Genomic DNA, 16,124 nt, shown 5'->3' with positions numbered 1-16,124 from the left:
AGGCCTGGCACGCCCCGCGCACTGTCCAAAACGGACACTTTTCGAGGTCAACGCGTCCGATTTGGGCACTTTGCGCAGTATTACCCCGGGGGGGTCGTGAGTGGCGATGGTCGTTCTAACCCTCTTTACCACTCACGACTCCCCGCGAAACCGGACGTACCGGCACAAAGCAGGCACCACCTCTGACCCACTCCTCGCCAGAACCCGAAACGCCACTCACGACCACCCCGGCTCAGCTGGAGGCGCGATGCGTGAGCGAGACCGGCAAGATCCGCTGGCGGGGCTTGAGATCCCGGTCGTCCATCACCGCGAGCAGGGTCTCCACCATCGCGTGGACCTGTTCCCGAGGGTCCTGGTGGACCGACGTCAGCGGCGGGTCCATCTCCGGCGCGAGGGTCGCGTTGTCGTCGAAGCTGACGACGGCGACGTCCGAAGGAATCCGCCGCCCGGCCGAATGCAGCGTGCGGAGCGCGCCGAGCGCCATCATGTCGCTTGCCACGAAGACGGCGTCGAGATCGGGCCGCCGGGCGAGCAGATTCGACATCGCCTTCGCCCCGCCGGTCAGGGTGAAGTCACCCTCTTCCATCAGGTCCGCGGGGTCGAGCCCGGCGTCGAGAAGGGTCTTGCGCCAGCCGGAGAGCCGGTCGATCGCCGCGCTCTGGTCCTGTGGGCCCGCGATCGTGGCGATCCGCCGGTGGCCGGCCTCGACCAGATGCGCGACGGCGAGCTTCGCGCCGCCCTCGTTGTCGAAGTCGACGACGTGGACACCGCGTTTGAGCCCGGCGGCCTGCCCGCCGTACACGACCGGGATCCTCAACTGCCGCAACGCCTTGGGCAACGGATCCGTGCGATGCGGCGCGAACACCAGCACGCCGTCGACGTGCCCGCCGTCCAGGAACCGGACCGTGCGGTCGAGGTCTTCGCGGGTGTCACTGAAGATCAAGACCATCTGACAGCCGATGTCGGCGAGCTCGCGATAGCCCGCGCGCATGACCGCGGTGCGGTACGGGTCGTCGAGCAGCCGCGCCTCCGGCTCCGACAGCACGACCGCGACCGCGCCGGTCCGCTTGGTGACCAGGGATCTGGCCGCCTGGTTCGGGGAGTACCCGAGTTCGCGGGCCGCGGCCTGGACCTTCTCGCGGGAGCGCGCGCTGACGTAGCCGTCGTCGTTCAGCGCACGGGACGCCGTCGACCGGCTGACCCCGGCGGACGCGGCGACGTCTTCCAGCGTCGGCCTGCCGTCTTCCTCTGGTCGAGGCCCCACCAGCGCCACCTTCACTCTTCAGCTTCATCCGGACACCGACAGCTTAGTGTCCGGCGGGCCGCCGCACTGAGAGCGCTCCCCTGATGGAAACGCTCTCATTACAAGCCCTTGACACGGCCATACCTTGGCGACAGACTCTGCGCATCCTGGGAGCGCTCCCATTTTCTCCCCACACCCACCTGCAAGGGACATGACGTGAGAAGCATCCGGAACGGCCTGGTGCTGGCACTGGGTATCACGATGACGGCGTTCGGACTCGCGGCGTGCGGCGGTGACGACGGCGGGGCGCCCGCCGCGTCCGACCCGAACGCCAAGGTCGAGTTGTCACTGGCGACGTTCACCGAGTTCGGCTACGAGGAGCTGATCCCCGAGTACGAGCGGCTGCACCCGAACATCAAGATCACCCACCGCAAGACCGGTCAGGGCGGCCCGTACCACCAGGACCTGATCACGAAACTGGCCGCCGGTTCCGGACTCGCCGACGTCACCGCCGTCGAGGAAGGGCACTTGTCGAACGTCCTCGACAAGGGCTCGAAGTTCAACGACCTCACCAAGATCGGTCCGGCGGACGTGTCCCCCGACCGCTGGCTCGGCTGGAAGTACGACGCGGCGAAGACCAAGGACGGCAAGGTCATCGGCTACGGGACGGACATCGGCCCGCTGGCCATGTGCTACCGCAAGGACATGCTCGAAGCGGCGGGAATGCCGTCCGACCCCGAAGCGGTCAAACCGCTGTTCGCGACCTGGGACAGCTACTTCGCGGCGGGCGAGCAGTACGTCGCCAAGTCCGGCGGGAAGGCCTGGTTCGACTCGGCCGCGCAGAACTTCAACGCCATGGTCAACCAGCTCCCGACCGGCTACATCGGCAGTGACGACAAGCTCGCGGTGGAATCCAACCAGGGCATCAAGGACGCCTGGACCAAGGTCACCGGCGCCGTCGCGAAAGGACAGTCGGCGAAGCTGACCGCGTTCAGCAACGAGTGGAACTCCGGGTTCAAGCAGGGCGCCTTCGCCACGAAGGTGTGCCCCGCCTGGATGCTCGGCGTGATCGAAGAGCACTCCGGCCCGGAGAACGCCGGCAAGTGGGCGGTCACCGCGGCCTTCCCCGGTGGCGGCGGGAACTGGGGCGGTTCGTACCTCACCGTGCCCACCCAGTCGAAGCACCCGGAGGAGGCGGCCGAGCTCGCCGCCTGGCTGACCGCGCCCGAGCAGCAGATCAAGGCGTTCAAGGCGAAGGGCACCTTCCCCAGCCAGGCCAAGGCACTGGAGGACCCGGCGCTGCTGAGCGAGACCGACGCCTACTTCGGTGGCGCCAAGATCGGGCAGCTGTTCGCCGAGCAGGCCAAGAAGGTCGCGAAGCCGCAGTACAAGGGCCCCGGTGACGGCCAGATCCAGGAGAACGCGTCGAGCCCGGCGCTGCAGGCCGTCGAACAGGGCAAGTCCGCGACCGAGGGCTGGACGCAACTGCTCGACGCCGCGAAGAAGATCACGCGCTGACCGATGACCGTCGTCGACAAGATCGCGCCGGACGAGGCGAAGGCCGGGGTGCGCACACCGCCCCGGCCCACCCTCCGCCATCGGCTGAGCCGGTGGGACGTCAAGGTCTCGCCGTACCTCTACATCGCCCCGTTCTTCGTGGTGTTCGGGATCGTCGGGCTGTTCCCGCTGCTCTACACGGCGTACGTGTCCCTGTTCAGCTGGGAGGCGGGTGATGACGATCCCACTTTCATCGGGCTGGACAACTTCAAGGAACTGTTCGCCGACACGCAGTTCTGGAACGCGCTCGAGAACACCGTCAGCATCTTCCTGCTCTCCAGCGTTCCGCAGCTGATCATCGCGGTACTCCTGGCGGCGCTGCTCAGCACCAGGATCCGGGGGGCGACCGGCTGGCGCGTCGGCGTCCTGCTCCCGTACGCCGCCAGCCTGGTGGCACTCGGCATCATCTTCGCGAACCTGTTCGGGCCGAAGTACGGGCTGGTGAACGGTCTGCTGCAGACGATCGGGCTGGACCCGGTCGACTGGCAGGCCGGCCGGTTCAGCAGCCATGTCGCGATCGCGATCATGGTGAACTGGCGCTGGACCGGGTACAACGCGCTGATCGTGCTGGCGGCGATGCAGGCCATCCCGAAGGAACTGCACGAGGCCGCCCTCATCGACGGAGCGGGGACAACGCGCCGGTTCTTCAGCATCACGCTGCCCTTGCTGAAGCCGACGCTGATCTTCGTCACGATCACTTCGACGATCGGTGGCCTGCAGATCTTCACCGAGCCCAAGCTGTTCGACGCCATGCCCGGTTCGAACAACGGCGGCTCGTCCAACCAGTTCCAGACCGTGACGTTGTACCTCTACCAAACGGCCTTCGAGAACTACGAACTCGGTTATGCCTCGGCGATCGCGTGGGTGCTGTTCGTGATCATCGTGCTGATCGCGCTGGTGAACTTCTTCCTCACCGGCAGGATCACGGCGGTGAAGAAGAAATGACGACGATCCACAAGGGACTCAAGCGGGGCGTCTCGGCGCTCGGCAAACCGCGCCGGGCGACCTACGTCGTGCTCACGATCTTCGTGCTGGGCTCGCTCTTCCCGTTCTACTGGTCGTTCCTGGTGGCCAGCCGGGACAGCGGAATGCTCACCGAACGGGTGCCGCCCTTCCTGCCGGGCGGGAACTTCTTCGCCAACGCGGCGAGGGTGTTCGACACCGTGCCGTTCTGGAAGGCGCTCGGGAACAGCCTGATCGTGTCCGGCACGGTCACCCTCACCACGGTGCTGTTCTCGGCGCTCGCCGGGTTCGCGTTCGCCAAACTGCGGTTCCGCGGCCGGAACGGGCTGTTCGTGTTCATCGTCATCACCCTCGCCGTGCCGACCCAGCTCGGCATCATCCCGCTGTTCATGGCCATGTCGGAATTCGGCTGGGCGGGCGGGTTGCAGTCGGTGATCGTGCCGAACCTGGTGACCGCGTTCGGGGTCTTCTGGATGCGGCAGTACACGCTGGACGCGGTGCCGTACGAACTGATCGAGGCGGCGAGGGTCGACGGCTGCAGCATGATCCGGATCTTCTGGAACGTCTGCCTGCCCGCGGTCCGCCCGGCGGCGGCGATCCTGGCGATGTTCACGTTCATGACGTCGTGGAACGACTTCCTCTGGCCGCTCGTGGTGCTGGACGCCGGCAACCCCACCGTCCAGCTGGCGCTGGAGAAGCTGCAGAGCGGCTACTACGTCGACTATTCGCTGGTGCTGGCCGGAACCACCCTGGCCACCATCCCGATCCTCATCGTCTTCCTCCTCCTCGGCCGCCAGATCGTGGCCGGGATCATGCAAGGTGCCGTGAAAGGGTGACCATGTCCGCTCATCCCGACAGTGTCCGGGCGACGACCGCGCTGCTGTTCCCGCCCGGATTCGTGTGGGGCGCCGCCACCGCGGCCTTCCAGGTCGAAGGGGCGACGACCGCCGACGGCCGGACGGACTCGATCTGGGACGTCTTCGCCCGCCGTCCCGGCGCCGTCGTCGGCGGCGACACCGGGGAACCGGGCGCCGATCACTACCGGCGCTACGCCGAAGACGTCGACCTGATGCGGCGGCTCGGGCTCGGCGCGTACCGGTTTTCCCTGTCGTGGCCGCGAATCCGGCCCGACGGCGGCGCCCCGAATCCCCGGGGGCTCGCGTTCTACGACCGGCTCGTGGACAAGCTGCTCGAAGCCGGAGTGGAGCCTTGGGCGACGCTCTATCACTGGGATCTCCCCCAGTCCCTGGAAGACCAGGGCGGCTGGGCGGCACGCGAGACCGCCTTCCGGTTCGCCGAATACGCCGAAACGGTCGTCGCGCACCTGGGCGACCGCGTGCCGCGCTGGTCCACCCTGAACGAGCCGTGGTGCGCCGCGATGCTGGGCTACGCGCGCGGGATCCACGCGCCCGGCAGGCAGGAGCCCCGCGCCGCCGTCGCGGCCGCACACCATCTGCTGCTGGGACACGGGCTCGCGATGGACGTCCTGCGGCGGCACGCGCCCGCCGCGTCGTCGGGGGTGACACTGAACCTTTATCCGGTGTCGGCGGTCGACCCTTCGTCCACTGTGGATGTGGAGGCCGCGCGCCGGATCGACGGTCTGCAGAACCGGCTGTTCCTGGACCCGGTGCTTCGTGGCTCCTACCCGGCGGACCTGCGAGCCGACCTGGCGCCGCTCGGCATCGAGGAGCTCGTGCGGGACGGCGATCTCGCGACCATCGCCACCCCGATCGATTGGCTGGGCATCAACTACTACCGCGGCTACCAGGTCGCGGGCACTCCCCTGCCCGGCAGCGAACCGGCGGGCGCCGACTGGCTCGGCTCCCCCGACGTCCATTTCGTCCCCGACGAGGCGGCACCACGCACCGACTCGGGCTGGGAAGTCCAGCCGTCGCGGCTCACCGAATGCCTGCTTCAGGTTCACCGCGCCTATCGGCCGATCCCGTTGTACATCACCGAAAACGGTGCTTCGTATCCCGACGCGCTGATCGGCGGGGACATCGCGGACACCGACCGGATCGCCTTCCTCGACTCGCATCTGCGCGCCGCGTACGAGGCGATCGAGGCTGGCGTGGACCTGCGCGGCTACTTCTACTGGTCGCTGCTCGACAACTTCGAGTGGGCGGAGGGGTACGCCAAGCGGTTCGGCCTGGTGCACGTCGACTACGCGACCCAGCGGCGGACGCCGAAGCGGAGCGCGCTCTGGTACGCCCGGACGATCAGCCTCAACGGGCTGAGCTGACGGCAAGGGTTGTTCGGGCGGTTCTTCGTCCCGAACAACCCTTGCCTGACGGCTACCGGCGGATGACCGCGGCCCGTTCGGCGACGGCCCACTGGTCAGGGCTGTGGGCCTCGGCGGTCCGGAAGTCGTTGACGCAACCGGGCACGTCCGCCGGGTAGACACAGTTGTCCGGCAGGTCGCCGCTCACCGCGGCCCCGTTCACCAGCGTGACGTGCGCGTCGAGCGTGTGGATGCCACCACCGGACGCCGGAAGCGGGTACGAGCCGGCTCCAGGCTCGCCCGCGACATTGTCGCTGACCTTCACGTCGTCGAGCGTGAGAGTGTCGTCGAATACGCCGATTCCGCCGCCTCGGCCTCCGTAGCCGGCGTATCCGGAGTATCCGCCCGGCCCTGCGACACCGGCGTCACCGCCTCGGCCCGACTGATTGCTCGCGACGGTGGCGCCGACGATGGCGGGATTGAGCAGCACTCCCCCGCTGGACGACACGAACACGCCGCCCGCGACGCCGCCGCTGCCGCCATCTCCGGCTCCGCCGCCCTCGGCTCCTCCCGCGCCGCCCTTGCCACCGGCCCCGGCGCTGTTACCGGTGATGATGCCGCCGGTGATCCGCAGGACGGTACCGCTGAGAGCGTCGATGCCCCCGCCGAATCCGGCGGCCCCGCCTCGGCCGCCCGGTTTGGCGGCCACGCCGTTTCCGCCCGGCCCGCCGGAGCCGCCGGCGTTCCCGGTGATCTTGGTACGAGTGATCGTCAACGGAATCTGCGACGACGAGTACGAGGAGATGCCGCCGCCGAAACCTCCGCCGCCCCCGCGGCCGGCGTAGGCGGTAGCGGTCGCGTCGGCGCCAGGAGCCCCCGAGCCCGCGGTGTTGCCGCTGATGACGCTGTCGGTGATGGTCAGCGGGCCCCGGCTTTGGATACCGCCGCCGGATCCACCCGGGTTCGCGTCGCCATAGGAGTTGGTCCCGACTCCGTCGGAAGCGTGACCACCGGCGATCGTGACCTCGTTCAGCGTCAGGTCCCCCCAATTGGAGATGATCCGGAATCGGGGCGCGTCCTTGGCGCGTTCGATCGTCGCGTGATTGCCTTGGACGGTGAGCTTTCCCTCGATGGAGGGCAGCCCGGAATTCCAGGTGGTGTCGGCGACCGCCGTGAGCGTGTAGGCGCAGTTCGCCGCCAGGGTCAGCGTGTCCGGCTCGGCGGTGGCGTTGGCGTCGGCGACGGCCTGGACCAGTGCGGCCGGATCGCAGGGAACGGCGGTTTCGGCGGCTTGCGCCGGTGGAGCGACCAGGGCGAACGCCCCCAGCATGGTGGCCGTGGTCGCGATTCGTCTTCGGGATCCGGCACTCGGCGTCATCGAAGAACCTCTCAAGTCAAGGAATCGGGTTAGGACGTTTTCGCGGAATTCCCCAGTCGCGAAACGTCGCACCGAAAAAATTAGAAGTGCCAATCCGGCTCTTCAATGGATGTGATCCACATCACACGATTACCGATTATCGGGAATCGTGGTGAAAAGCCAGATGGAAAGCGGAAGTCGTATCGGTTCACCGTCACCCCGGCGGTATTGCGGTGGCCGAGTCCCGGCAGGTCTTGTTATCGTGGGGACGGACCTGATCGACGAACAGGGAGACCAGACGTGGCAGGTGAAGACGACATCTCCGGGTGAGCCGGAGTTGGCAGGCCACCGGCGTTGACGCCGACGTGGCCACTTTGTCGTCCCTTCACAGCCACGTCCACCGCGGTGCGGCCTTGCGGCGCCCGCTGTCTTCCACGAGGTCATTTCCATGTCAGACGCCTTCGTCGTCGTGTCCGCCCTGTCCTTCGCCTGGCCGGACGACACCCCGGTCTTCGACGACCTGTCCTTCACCGTGCCCGGCGGCCGCACCGGCCTGGTCGCGCCGAACGGGGCGGGCAAGAGCACGCTGCTCAAGCTGATCGCCGGCGAGCTGCGGCCGGTGTCCGGGTCCGTTGCCGCTCAGGGAGTCCTCGGCTACCTGCCGCAGTCGCTGCCGCTCACCGCCGACCTGAACGTGGCCGAGGTACTGGGCATCGCGCCGCAGCTCACGGCACTGAGCGCCATCGAGTCCGGCGACGCGAGCGAAGAGCACTTCACCACCATCGGGAACGACTGGGACATCGAGGAGCGCACCCGCGCGCAGCTCGACCGGCTCGGTCTCGACGGCATCTCGCTGGACCGGAGCCTGCGGACGTTGAGCGGTGGGCAGATCATCTCCCTCGGCCTGGCGGCACAGTTGCTGAAACGGCCGGACATCCTGCTGCTGGACGAACCGACCAACAACCTCGACCTCGACGCCCGGCGCAAGCTCTACGGCGTACTCGAGGACTGGTCCGGCTGCCTGCTGCTGGTGAGTCACGACCGCGAACTGCTCGACCGGATGGACCGGATCGCCGAACTCGACCGCGGCGATCTCCGGTACCACGGCGGCAATTTCACCCAATACGAAGCGGCGGTCAAGGCCGAACAGGAGGTCGCCGAACGCAACGTCCGCAGCGCCGAGCAAGAGGTCAAACGCGAGAAGCGGGAGATGCAGCAGGCACGCGAACGGGCGGCGCGGCGCGCGGGCAACGCGGCCCGCAACCTCGGCAACGCCGGGCTGCCGAAGATCTTCGCCGGCACCATGAAACGCAACGCCCAGGAGTCCGCCGGCAAGGCGAACGAGACGCACGCGGCCCGGGTCAACGACGCGAAGAACCGCCTCGACGAGGCCGAACGGTCCCTCCGCGACGACCAGAAGATCGCGCTGATCCTGCCGGGCACCAACGTCCCCGCCGGGCGCACGATGTTCCACGGCGAGCACATCCAGGTCCGCTACGGCGACCGGAACGTCTTCGCGGGCGACGGCGTCGACCTGACGATCCGCGGCCCCGAACGGATCGCGCTGACCGGCGGGAACGGCACGGGGAAGTCGACGCTCCTGCGGGTGCTCAACGGCGACCTCACGCCGGACAGCGGCGTGTTGAAGAGGGCGGAGGGCCGGATCGCGTACCTCTCGCAACGGCTCGATCTCCTGGACCTCGACCGGACCATCGCCGAGAACTTCGCCACCTTCGCCCCGAGCCTCCCCGAGTCACAGCGGATGACCCTGCTCGCCCGCTTCCTGTTCCGAGGCGCGCGAAGCCAGCTTCCCGTCGGAGTGCTCTCCGGCGGCGAGCGTCTTCGAGCCACCCTGGCCTGCGTCCTGTTCGCCGAGCCCGCGCCGCAATTGCTCCTGTTGGACGAGCCGACGAACAATCTGGACCTGGTCAGCGTCGGACAGCTGGAGAGCGCGCTGGGTGCTTATCAGGGAGCTTTCGTGGTGGTGAGTCATGATGAGCGGTTCCTGAAGGAGATCAAGGTGGATCGGCGGGTACGGTTGACCGATGGGGCTCTTGTCGAGTCCTGATCCGCGCTTCGGGGTGCCTGTTTCGCATTTAGTCGACTAACTGCGGCTCGTTTTCCTTGCGTGACCTTCGCGCGGGTGGCGTCACTCTTCAGTGTTGTTCACGCGTTCTTGATTGTTGCTTAAAATTACGAACATGTGTTCGATTTCTTCGGTATTATGGAGGGGTGTCCGAGACCTTCCTCCCCGAGTTGCCGCAGGAGCTGTGGCGTGCCGGCAAGCTGGAGCTTGCCCACGGCGTGCAGCAGACGTTGCAGCTGATTCGGATCGCGACCGCTTGTCTGGGTCGGTTTCTGGCGGAGATCGAGTCTCGGGGTGTCAAAGACTTGTATGGGCATGGGAGTACGGCGAGCTGGTTCGCGGAGATCGCGGGGTTGGCTCGGGGTGAGGCGGGTCCGATCGTGAAGCGGGCGATCGCGTTGAATCCGACGCGTGCGTTGGATGGGACGGAGGTTCCGCCGGTCGCGCCCGCGACTGCTGCGGTCGCGGCTCAGGGGTTGGTCGGGGATGAGCGGATCGATCAGATCCTGGAGATCTTGAAGAACCTCCCGGCCGACATTTCGGCGGAGGAGCGGGCGGGTGCGGAGCAGATCCTCGCCAATCTCGCCCCGAACGCCGGTCCCCGCCAGCTCGCCAAGGCCGAGGCGAACCTGCAAGGCTTGCTGAATCCCGACGGCAAGGAACCCAAAGATCCTGAGCCGAAGGAACCACGCCGGGAGATCACCCTGGAGCGCCGCAAGGATGGGTTCTGGAAGCTCACCGGTCTTCTCGATGACGAGACCGGGGCCCGGACCGCGGCGGCGTTGGAGGCGCATGCCCAGCCGCGGCCGGTGGATGAGTTCGGGCAGGCGGATCTGCGGATGACGTGCGAGCGCATGGGAGATGCCTGGGCCGAACTGCTCGATCTGGCGATCGCCTGCCCGGACCAACCGGGGACCAGCGGCTATCGCACGCTCGTGCACGTCACCGTCGGACTCGAGGAACTGAAGTCCGGTCTCGGGACCGCGTGTCTCGATTTCGTGGGGACGATGACGGCGCGGGAAGCCCGGCTAGCGGCCTGTGATTGCCTGATGGTGCCGGTCGTGATGGGTGCCTCGGGTGAACCACTGGACATGGGTCGCCTGAGACGGTTCGTCACTCCCGGCCAGAGACGTGCGTTGAACATCCGCGACGGTGGCTGTGCCTTCCCGGGGTGTCATCGGAAACCGAAGAATTGCCACGCTCATCATATTGAGCACTGGGCAGACGGCGGTCCGACCGATCTTCGGAATCTGGTCCTCCTGTGCGGTTTCCATCACCGGTTGATTCACCACGGTGACTGGGAAGTACGCACGGCGGCCGACGGCCTACCGGAGTTCATCCCACCCCAATACCGTGACCCGCTCCGAAAACCTAGGCGCAACACCCTGCATCACGTCTGAACCCCGAGGAGCCCGCCGGCGACGGGCCCTTCGGCATGCCCGCCGGGCTCCATCGGTATCCGGCCGCTCCTGAGCTGACCGATCACGCACGACTGTGTGGATTTCGGGTCATCCAACGCCCCAAAATCCACACAGTCCCTCGCCAACGGACCGGTCACGAACCCAAAGACCGAGCGGAGCCCCGCAGTACCTCGGCGACGAAAGTACCGAGCCCGCGAAATCAATCCACCGCAGAAAAGAAAAGGTCCCGCTTCCGCTCAGCGAAGGCTGGGGGTTCCTGCGAGCAGGAAGCGGGAGTTTGTGGCCGGTACGGGGGCCGCCTCTCGGCGAGTGGCTCAACGCGGCTCCGGCCGAACCGGTATTCCGTGAAGGCGAAGGGTGAGGCCCGGGGGCACCATCCGTACCGACACTCTCTACAACGCACCACCGCCGGAAATGTTCCCCGCCGACGAGCCCGAATCGATGTGACCCGCGTCTACACGAACAAAAGAGTGACCCACGTCAACGGACGGAATAAAAAGACCCGCTCCCGCTCAGCGAAGGCCTGGGGGTTACCTGCGAGCGGAAGCGGGAGCAAAGGCCGATACGGTGGGCCGCCTCTCGGCGAAAGGCACGACATGGCTCCGGCCGAACCGGCATTCCATGAAGGCGAAGGGTGAGGCCCGGGGGCACCATCCGTACCGACACCCTCTACAACGCCACGCCCCCGAAAACGTTCCCCACGAAAAGAGTGACGCGCGTCAACACACGAATGCGCTAACGCTCAGCACGGCGGCGGAACCTGCGCGACGAGTTCTTCGGGAGCGGAAAGCCGCCACGCCTCGTAGACCAATTCGGTGAGCTCGTCGGATTCGATGCCGTCGAGGTAGACCACCACCCAGCCGAATCCCCCGGCGGTGAACTGCACTTCGAAGACGTCGGGTCGTTCGGCCACGAGGGCTTCCTGCTCCGAGAGGGTCTGCTTCAGTCCGACGGTCTGGGTCCGCGGCCAGTAGTAGCCGAACCGCTTCCCGCGCACGCTGAACGACTCCCACTCCTTCGCGTCGGAGCGCTCGACGTCGGCGAGCGTCTTCAGCATCCGGTGGAACTCGTCACTCGACACGCTCATCTGTACCCCAAACCCCAGGAACTCCGTCCACCCCAGTCTAAACGGCCACTTCCTTTGAGGACGGGAGACGGCGATCCGGGGGAACGGTAGATTCGCCGAGGGAGATCCACTCGATCCGGGGAGCTGCGCAATGGACCGACCCGTCACCGCGGCGGAGCTGTTCGACGCCATCGGGTCCGACTACGAAGACGTCTTCGGGCGGGCTCCGGCGGTCGACAAGGCGGTGCGGCATCTGCTGGACACCCTGCCGCCGTCGTCGAGGGTGCTCGACATCGGCAGCGGTACCGGCAAGCCGGTCGCCGAGGTACTGTCCGCCGCGGGCCACCGGGTGACCGGGCTCGACGTGTCGTCGGTGATGATCGACATCGCGCATAAGCAGGTTCCGGCCGCCACGTTCGTCCACGCCGACGTGCGCGAATGGGCCTCGCCACCCGAGACCTGGGAGGCCGTCTGCGCCTTCTTCCCGTTCCTCCAGATGCCGCGCAAGGACACCGAAGCCGTGCTCGCCGACATCGCGCGCTGGCTGGTACCAGGTGGCCTTTTCGCGCTGGTCACCGTTCCGCGGGACGCCGAGGACGCGCCGGCGGAGTTCTTCAGCCGCTCCTTCCTCGTGACCAGTTTCGCGCCGGACGACCTCGTCCGGCGGGTCGAAGCGGCCGGGCTGGAGGTCACCGGCACACACTCGGAGGTCTTCACCGCGGACGAGCCGGGGACCCCGCCGGAAGAGCATCTCCTGATCACCGCTCGGCGCCCGGGCTGATCATGCCGACCATCAGCGTGATCACACCGGTCCACGCCCCGAGCCTGCCGTACTTGACCGAGGCCTACGATTCCCTCGCCGCGCAGGAACTTCCGCCCGGCTGGAGCTGGGAATGGCTGGTGCAGGAAGACGGCGAAACCGGCCTGCTCGACGACGCCTTCCCCTCAGACGCACGAGTGCTGCCCGGCTCGGGCCGCCGGGGCGGTCCCGGGGTCGCGCGGATGATGGCCCTGTCCCGCGCCTCCGGGGAGCTGATCAAAGCCCTCGACGCGGACGACCTCCTCACACCCAGCGCGCTCTCGCGGGACATCGCCGCGCTCGCGGATCCCGCCATCGGCTGGACCACTTGCCGGGTCCTCGACCTCCTCCCGGACGGGACCACGGCCGGCTTCGACAGCGACCCCGACGAGGGGCCGATCGAGCGCGGCGCGATCCTGCGGCGCTGGCAGCGCAACGGTTACGTGTCGTCGGTGGTGGCCGGGACCTTGTGCATCCGCCGCGAACTGCTGCTGGAGCTGGGCGGCTGGATGGCGCTGCCCGCGTCGGAGGACACCGGGCTGATCCTCGCCGCCAACGCCTGCTCGGACGGCTACTTCATCGCCACGTGCGGCATGTTCTACCGGAAGTGGCCCGGACAGGTCACCAAGTCCGCGGCGCACAACGACGACGGCGAGCGGCTCGCGCGGATGAGGCTGATCGAGGAACGCGCCGAAGTCATGTTGGCAGGTCGACGATGTCGAGCAACGCCTTCGCGCACAGATCCCGGATCTCCTCCCGGGTCAACCTCCGGTACTTGAGCCAGTCGAGGCAGACCGCCACGACGAACGCCAGCCAACCGCGGACGAGCACCCGCAAAGCCTCCGGCGGCTCGCTGTCCGGGCACAGCACTTCGAGGATGCGGCGGCCCTGTTCGGCGAAGTTGTTGTCCAGGACCTCGCGGACGCCGTCGACGGCGATGGACGTGCCCGAATGCAGCGCCCGGTACCCGTCCTCGTTGGCTTCGACATAGCGGAGGTACGCGTCGAGGCCGGCCGTCAGCTGCTCCTCGACCGGCAGCGTGGGATCGGACTTGGTCATCTCGAGCAGCCGCTCGCCCTGTGCCCTGATGACCTCGGTGACGAAGTCCCGTTTCGTCGGGAAGTAGTGGTACAGCAGCCCTCGGGACACCTCGGCGATGTCCGCGACTTGCTCGATCCACACGTCGTCATACGGCCGCTCCGCGAACAGGCGGGCACCGATCCGCAGCAGTTGTTCCCGCCGCTCGGCGGTGGACAGCCTGCTGCGGGGCTTCCCGGAAGTACTCGGCGCCATCCGGGCATCGTACTTACTTGACACGGGTTCAGTAACAGGCCACGCTCGCTATTGGATGCCGGTTCAACAGCGCTCACCCTGGAGGGGCTCGATGGCCACCGCTCTCCCCCATCCCCCGCGACGGATTCCGCTGATCGGGGACGTGCTCGGCGTTTCGCCGAAGACGCCGGTCCAGGACTCGATGCGGCACGCGGCCGAGCTGGGCCCGGTCTTCGAGCGCAAGGTGTTCGGCCGGAGCATCGTGTTCGTGCACGGCGCTGAGATGGTCGCCGACCTTTCCGACGAGAAGCGGTTCGCGAAGCACGTCACTCCCGCGATCTCCAACCTCCGCCCGCTCGGCGGCGACGGGCTGTTCACCGCGCACAACGAAGAGCCGAACTGGCGGCGTGCGCACGAGATCCTCGCGCCCGCGTTCAGCCGCAACGCCATGCAGCGCTACCACCCCACGATGCTCGCGATCACCCGCGAACTGCTGGACACCTGGGACAGGGGCGGCGAAGTCGACGTCGCGGACGACATGACCAAGCTGACGCTGGAGACCATCGGCCGGACGGGTTTCGGCTACAGCTTCTCGTCGTTCGAACGCGCCGAACCGCATCCGTTCGTCGCCGCGATGGTCCGCACGCTGCGGCACGCGCAGAGGAAGGCGATCCAGCCGCCGGTCATCGGCCCGCTTTTGAGCCGGAAAGCCAATCAGCGCAACGAAGCCGACCTCGCGTTCCTGCACTCCGTCGTCGCCGACGTGATCGAGGCACGCCGGAACGATCCGAGCACCGAAGACCTGCTCGGGCTCATGCTGAACACCACGCAGCCGAGCACCGGCGCGGCACTGGACGAGGACAACATCCGGCACCAGATCATCACCTTCCTCGTGGCAGGCCACGAAACCACGTCGGGCGCGCTGTCGTTCGCCCTGTACTACCTCGCCCGCAACCCGGACGTCCTGGCCCGCGCGCGGTCCGAAGTGGACAAGGTCTGGGGTGAGAACCCGGATCCCTCCTACGAGGAGGTCGCCAAGCTCCGCTACGTGCGGCGAGTGCTCGACGAAGCGCTCCGGCTCTGGCCGACGGCGCCCGCGTTCGCACGCCAAGCCCAGGTGGACACCGTCGTCGGCGGCGAGTACCCGATGCGGAAGGGGCAGTGGGCGCTGGTCCTCATCCCTGCGCTGCACCGCGATCCCGTCTGGGGAGACGATCCCGAGTCGTTCGACCCGGACCGCTTCTCTCCGGAACGCAACCGTGCCCGGCCGGCGCACGTCTACAAACCCTTCGGCACCGGCGAGCGCGCCTGCATCGGGCGGCAGTTCGCCCTGCACGAGGCGACGCTGGTGCTCGGCATGCTGCTGAGCCGGTACGACCTGCGGAGCGACCCGTCCTACCGGCTGAAGGTGCAGGAATTGCTGACCCTCAAGCCGGAGGGCTTCAAGCTGGAGGTCTCGCTCCGCGACCGCGCTTCGGTGCCTGCCTAAGCCTTGAGCAGTCCGTCGACCAGGGCGTCCACCAGGGCGCGGGGAACACTCGCTCCCGTCAGCGCTCGATAGACGATCGGGCCGATGACGGCGTCGAGCGCGGCGTCGAGGTCCAGCGCGGTCGAGACCTCGCCCGCCTCGATCCCGCACGCGAGGAGGTCGCGTTCCAGCTCACGACGCGGGCCGAGATAACGGTCGTGCAGGCTCTTTGCGGTCTCAGGGCTGTGTTGCGCCTCGGCGATGAGCGCGAGCAGGACCTTGCCTGCCGGGTCTCGGGTGACGAACCGCGCGTAGCCGCGGAAGTAGCCGCGAAGCTCGGACGGCTTGTCCACCGGGACCGCGAAGCGCTTTTCACTGTCCTCGATGAGCGTGTCGAGCAGGATCTCGACCTTCGACGGCCACCAGCGGTAGATCGTCTGCTTGGCGACCCCCGCCCGCCGCGCGATCGCCTCGATGGTCAACCGCGCGAAACCGTGCTCGACGAGCAGGTCGTCCGCGGCATGGAGCACGGCCAGGCGGGCGGCCTCGTCGCGCTGGTTGCCGGAGCGCGCCCTGCGGGGCTGCGAATTCACCGCTGGCATGCGGCCACCTTACCGCGCTATTGTCGAGACGCAACGTCTCGTCTAGACAAATCCCTTCCTCAAGGAGTT

Annotated in this window: 14 protein-coding genes; 9 read left to right on the top strand and 5 right to left on the bottom strand. The window is 67.5% G+C overall.

All coding sequences use genetic code 11. The annotated features are described in order from the left end of the window. Window positions 1-232 precede the first annotated feature (232 nt). Window positions 233-1,279 (bottom strand): LacI family DNA-binding transcriptional regulator, encoded by a 1,047-nt coding sequence (locus tag ACSMFO_RS17355; protein ID WP_083649751.1) that lies wholly within the window; start codon window positions 1,277-1,279, stop codon window positions 233-235. 180 nt (window positions 1,280-1,459) lie between these two features. On the opposite strand from ACSMFO_RS17355, the gene ACSMFO_RS17350 reads away from it, so the two are divergent. From ACSMFO_RS17350 to ACSMFO_RS17335, 4 genes are read left to right on the top strand one after another with little or no spacing between them, the layout of a single operon-like run. Continuing rightward, a complete protein-coding gene (locus ACSMFO_RS17350; protein ID WP_436459544.1) occupies window positions 1,460-2,761 on the top strand; it encodes an ABC transporter substrate-binding protein in 1,302 nt (433 codons plus the stop codon). Window positions 2,762-2,764: 3 nt separating this feature from the next. Beyond that, window positions 2,765-3,745: a carbohydrate ABC transporter permease gene (locus ACSMFO_RS17345; protein ID WP_436459542.1), complete on the top strand. Its 981-nt coding sequence runs from the start codon at window positions 2,765-2,767 to the stop codon at window positions 3,743-3,745. Then, window positions 3,742-4,599 carry a carbohydrate ABC transporter permease gene (locus ACSMFO_RS17340; protein ID WP_038512776.1) on the top strand — a complete coding sequence of 286 codons (858 nt, stop codon included), beginning with the start codon at window positions 3,742-3,744 and terminating at the stop codon, window positions 4,597-4,599. The genes ACSMFO_RS17345 and ACSMFO_RS17340 overlap by 4 nt, the downstream gene beginning before the upstream one ends. Then, a complete protein-coding gene (locus tag ACSMFO_RS17335; RefSeq protein WP_436459540.1) occupies window positions 4,596-6,005 on the top strand; it encodes a GH1 family beta-glucosidase in 1,410 nt (469 codons plus the stop codon). Before ACSMFO_RS17340 ends, ACSMFO_RS17335 begins: the two co-directional genes overlap by 4 nt. Before the next feature lie 52 nt (window positions 6,006-6,057). On the opposite strand, the gene ACSMFO_RS17330 is transcribed toward ACSMFO_RS17335, so the two are convergent. Continuing rightward, window positions 6,058-7,362 (bottom strand): hypothetical protein, encoded by a 1,305-nt coding sequence (locus ACSMFO_RS17330; protein WP_436459538.1) that lies wholly within the window; start codon window positions 7,360-7,362, stop codon window positions 6,058-6,060. 427 nt (window positions 7,363-7,789) lie between these two features. Here ACSMFO_RS17330 and abc-f point away from each other — a divergent pair, with 427 nt between their 5' ends. Then, window positions 7,790-9,409 carry a ribosomal protection-like ABC-F family protein gene (gene abc-f / locus ACSMFO_RS17325; RefSeq protein ID WP_436459536.1) on the top strand — a complete coding sequence of 540 codons (1,620 nt, stop codon included), beginning with the start codon at window positions 7,790-7,792 and terminating at the stop codon, window positions 9,407-9,409. Window positions 9,410-9,573: 164 nt separating this feature from the next. Further along, complete coding sequence (locus tag ACSMFO_RS17320; protein WP_436459534.1) at window positions 9,574-10,827, top strand: DUF222 domain-containing protein; 1,254 nt, start codon at window positions 9,574-9,576, stop codon at window positions 10,825-10,827. 763 nt (window positions 10,828-11,590) lie between these two features. On the opposite strand, the gene ACSMFO_RS17315 is transcribed toward ACSMFO_RS17320, so the two are convergent. After that, complete coding sequence (locus ACSMFO_RS17315) at window positions 11,591-11,935, bottom strand: MmcQ/YjbR family DNA-binding protein (protein ID WP_038512763.1); 345 nt, start codon at window positions 11,933-11,935, stop codon at window positions 11,591-11,593. A gap of 130 nt (window positions 11,936-12,065) precedes the next feature. Here ACSMFO_RS17315 and ACSMFO_RS17310 point away from each other — a divergent pair, with 130 nt between their 5' ends. Together ACSMFO_RS17310 and ACSMFO_RS17305 are read left to right on the top strand one after the other, a co-directional pair. Then, a complete protein-coding gene (locus ACSMFO_RS17310) occupies window positions 12,066-12,695 on the top strand; it encodes a class I SAM-dependent DNA methyltransferase (protein WP_436459533.1) in 630 nt (209 codons plus the stop codon). 2 nt (window positions 12,696-12,697) lie between these two features. Then, complete coding sequence (locus ACSMFO_RS17305) at window positions 12,698-13,492, top strand: glycosyltransferase family 2 protein (RefSeq protein ID WP_436459531.1); 795 nt, start codon at window positions 12,698-12,700, stop codon at window positions 13,490-13,492. Here ACSMFO_RS17305 and ACSMFO_RS17300 read toward each other — a convergent pair. After that, window positions 13,410-14,006: a TetR/AcrR family transcriptional regulator gene (locus ACSMFO_RS17300; RefSeq protein WP_360124891.1), complete on the bottom strand. Its 597-nt coding sequence runs from the start codon at window positions 14,004-14,006 to the stop codon at window positions 13,410-13,412. The two genes, ACSMFO_RS17305 and ACSMFO_RS17300, sit on opposite strands and share 83 nt — an antisense overlap. Before the next feature lie 91 nt (window positions 14,007-14,097). Between ACSMFO_RS17300 and ACSMFO_RS17295 the strand changes: the two genes are divergently transcribed. After that, window positions 14,098-15,474, top strand: coding sequence for a cytochrome P450 (locus tag ACSMFO_RS17295; RefSeq protein ID WP_436459530.1), 1,377 nt, complete (start codon window positions 14,098-14,100; stop codon window positions 15,472-15,474). Here ACSMFO_RS17295 and ACSMFO_RS17290 read toward each other — a convergent pair. Then, a complete protein-coding gene (locus tag ACSMFO_RS17290; protein WP_436459528.1) occupies window positions 15,471-16,055 on the bottom strand; it encodes a TetR/AcrR family transcriptional regulator in 585 nt (194 codons plus the stop codon). The genes ACSMFO_RS17295 and ACSMFO_RS17290 overlap by 4 nt on opposite strands. Between the last annotated feature and the right edge of the window lie 69 nt (window positions 16,056-16,124).

Origin of the sequence: Amycolatopsis sp. w19, from assembly GCF_051373225.1 — a bacterium.
In the GTDB taxonomy this organism is placed as follows: Bacteria; Actinomycetota; Actinomycetes; order Mycobacteriales; family Pseudonocardiaceae; genus Amycolatopsis; species Amycolatopsis japonica.
This window is presented reverse-complemented; position numbering and strand designations above follow the sequence as displayed.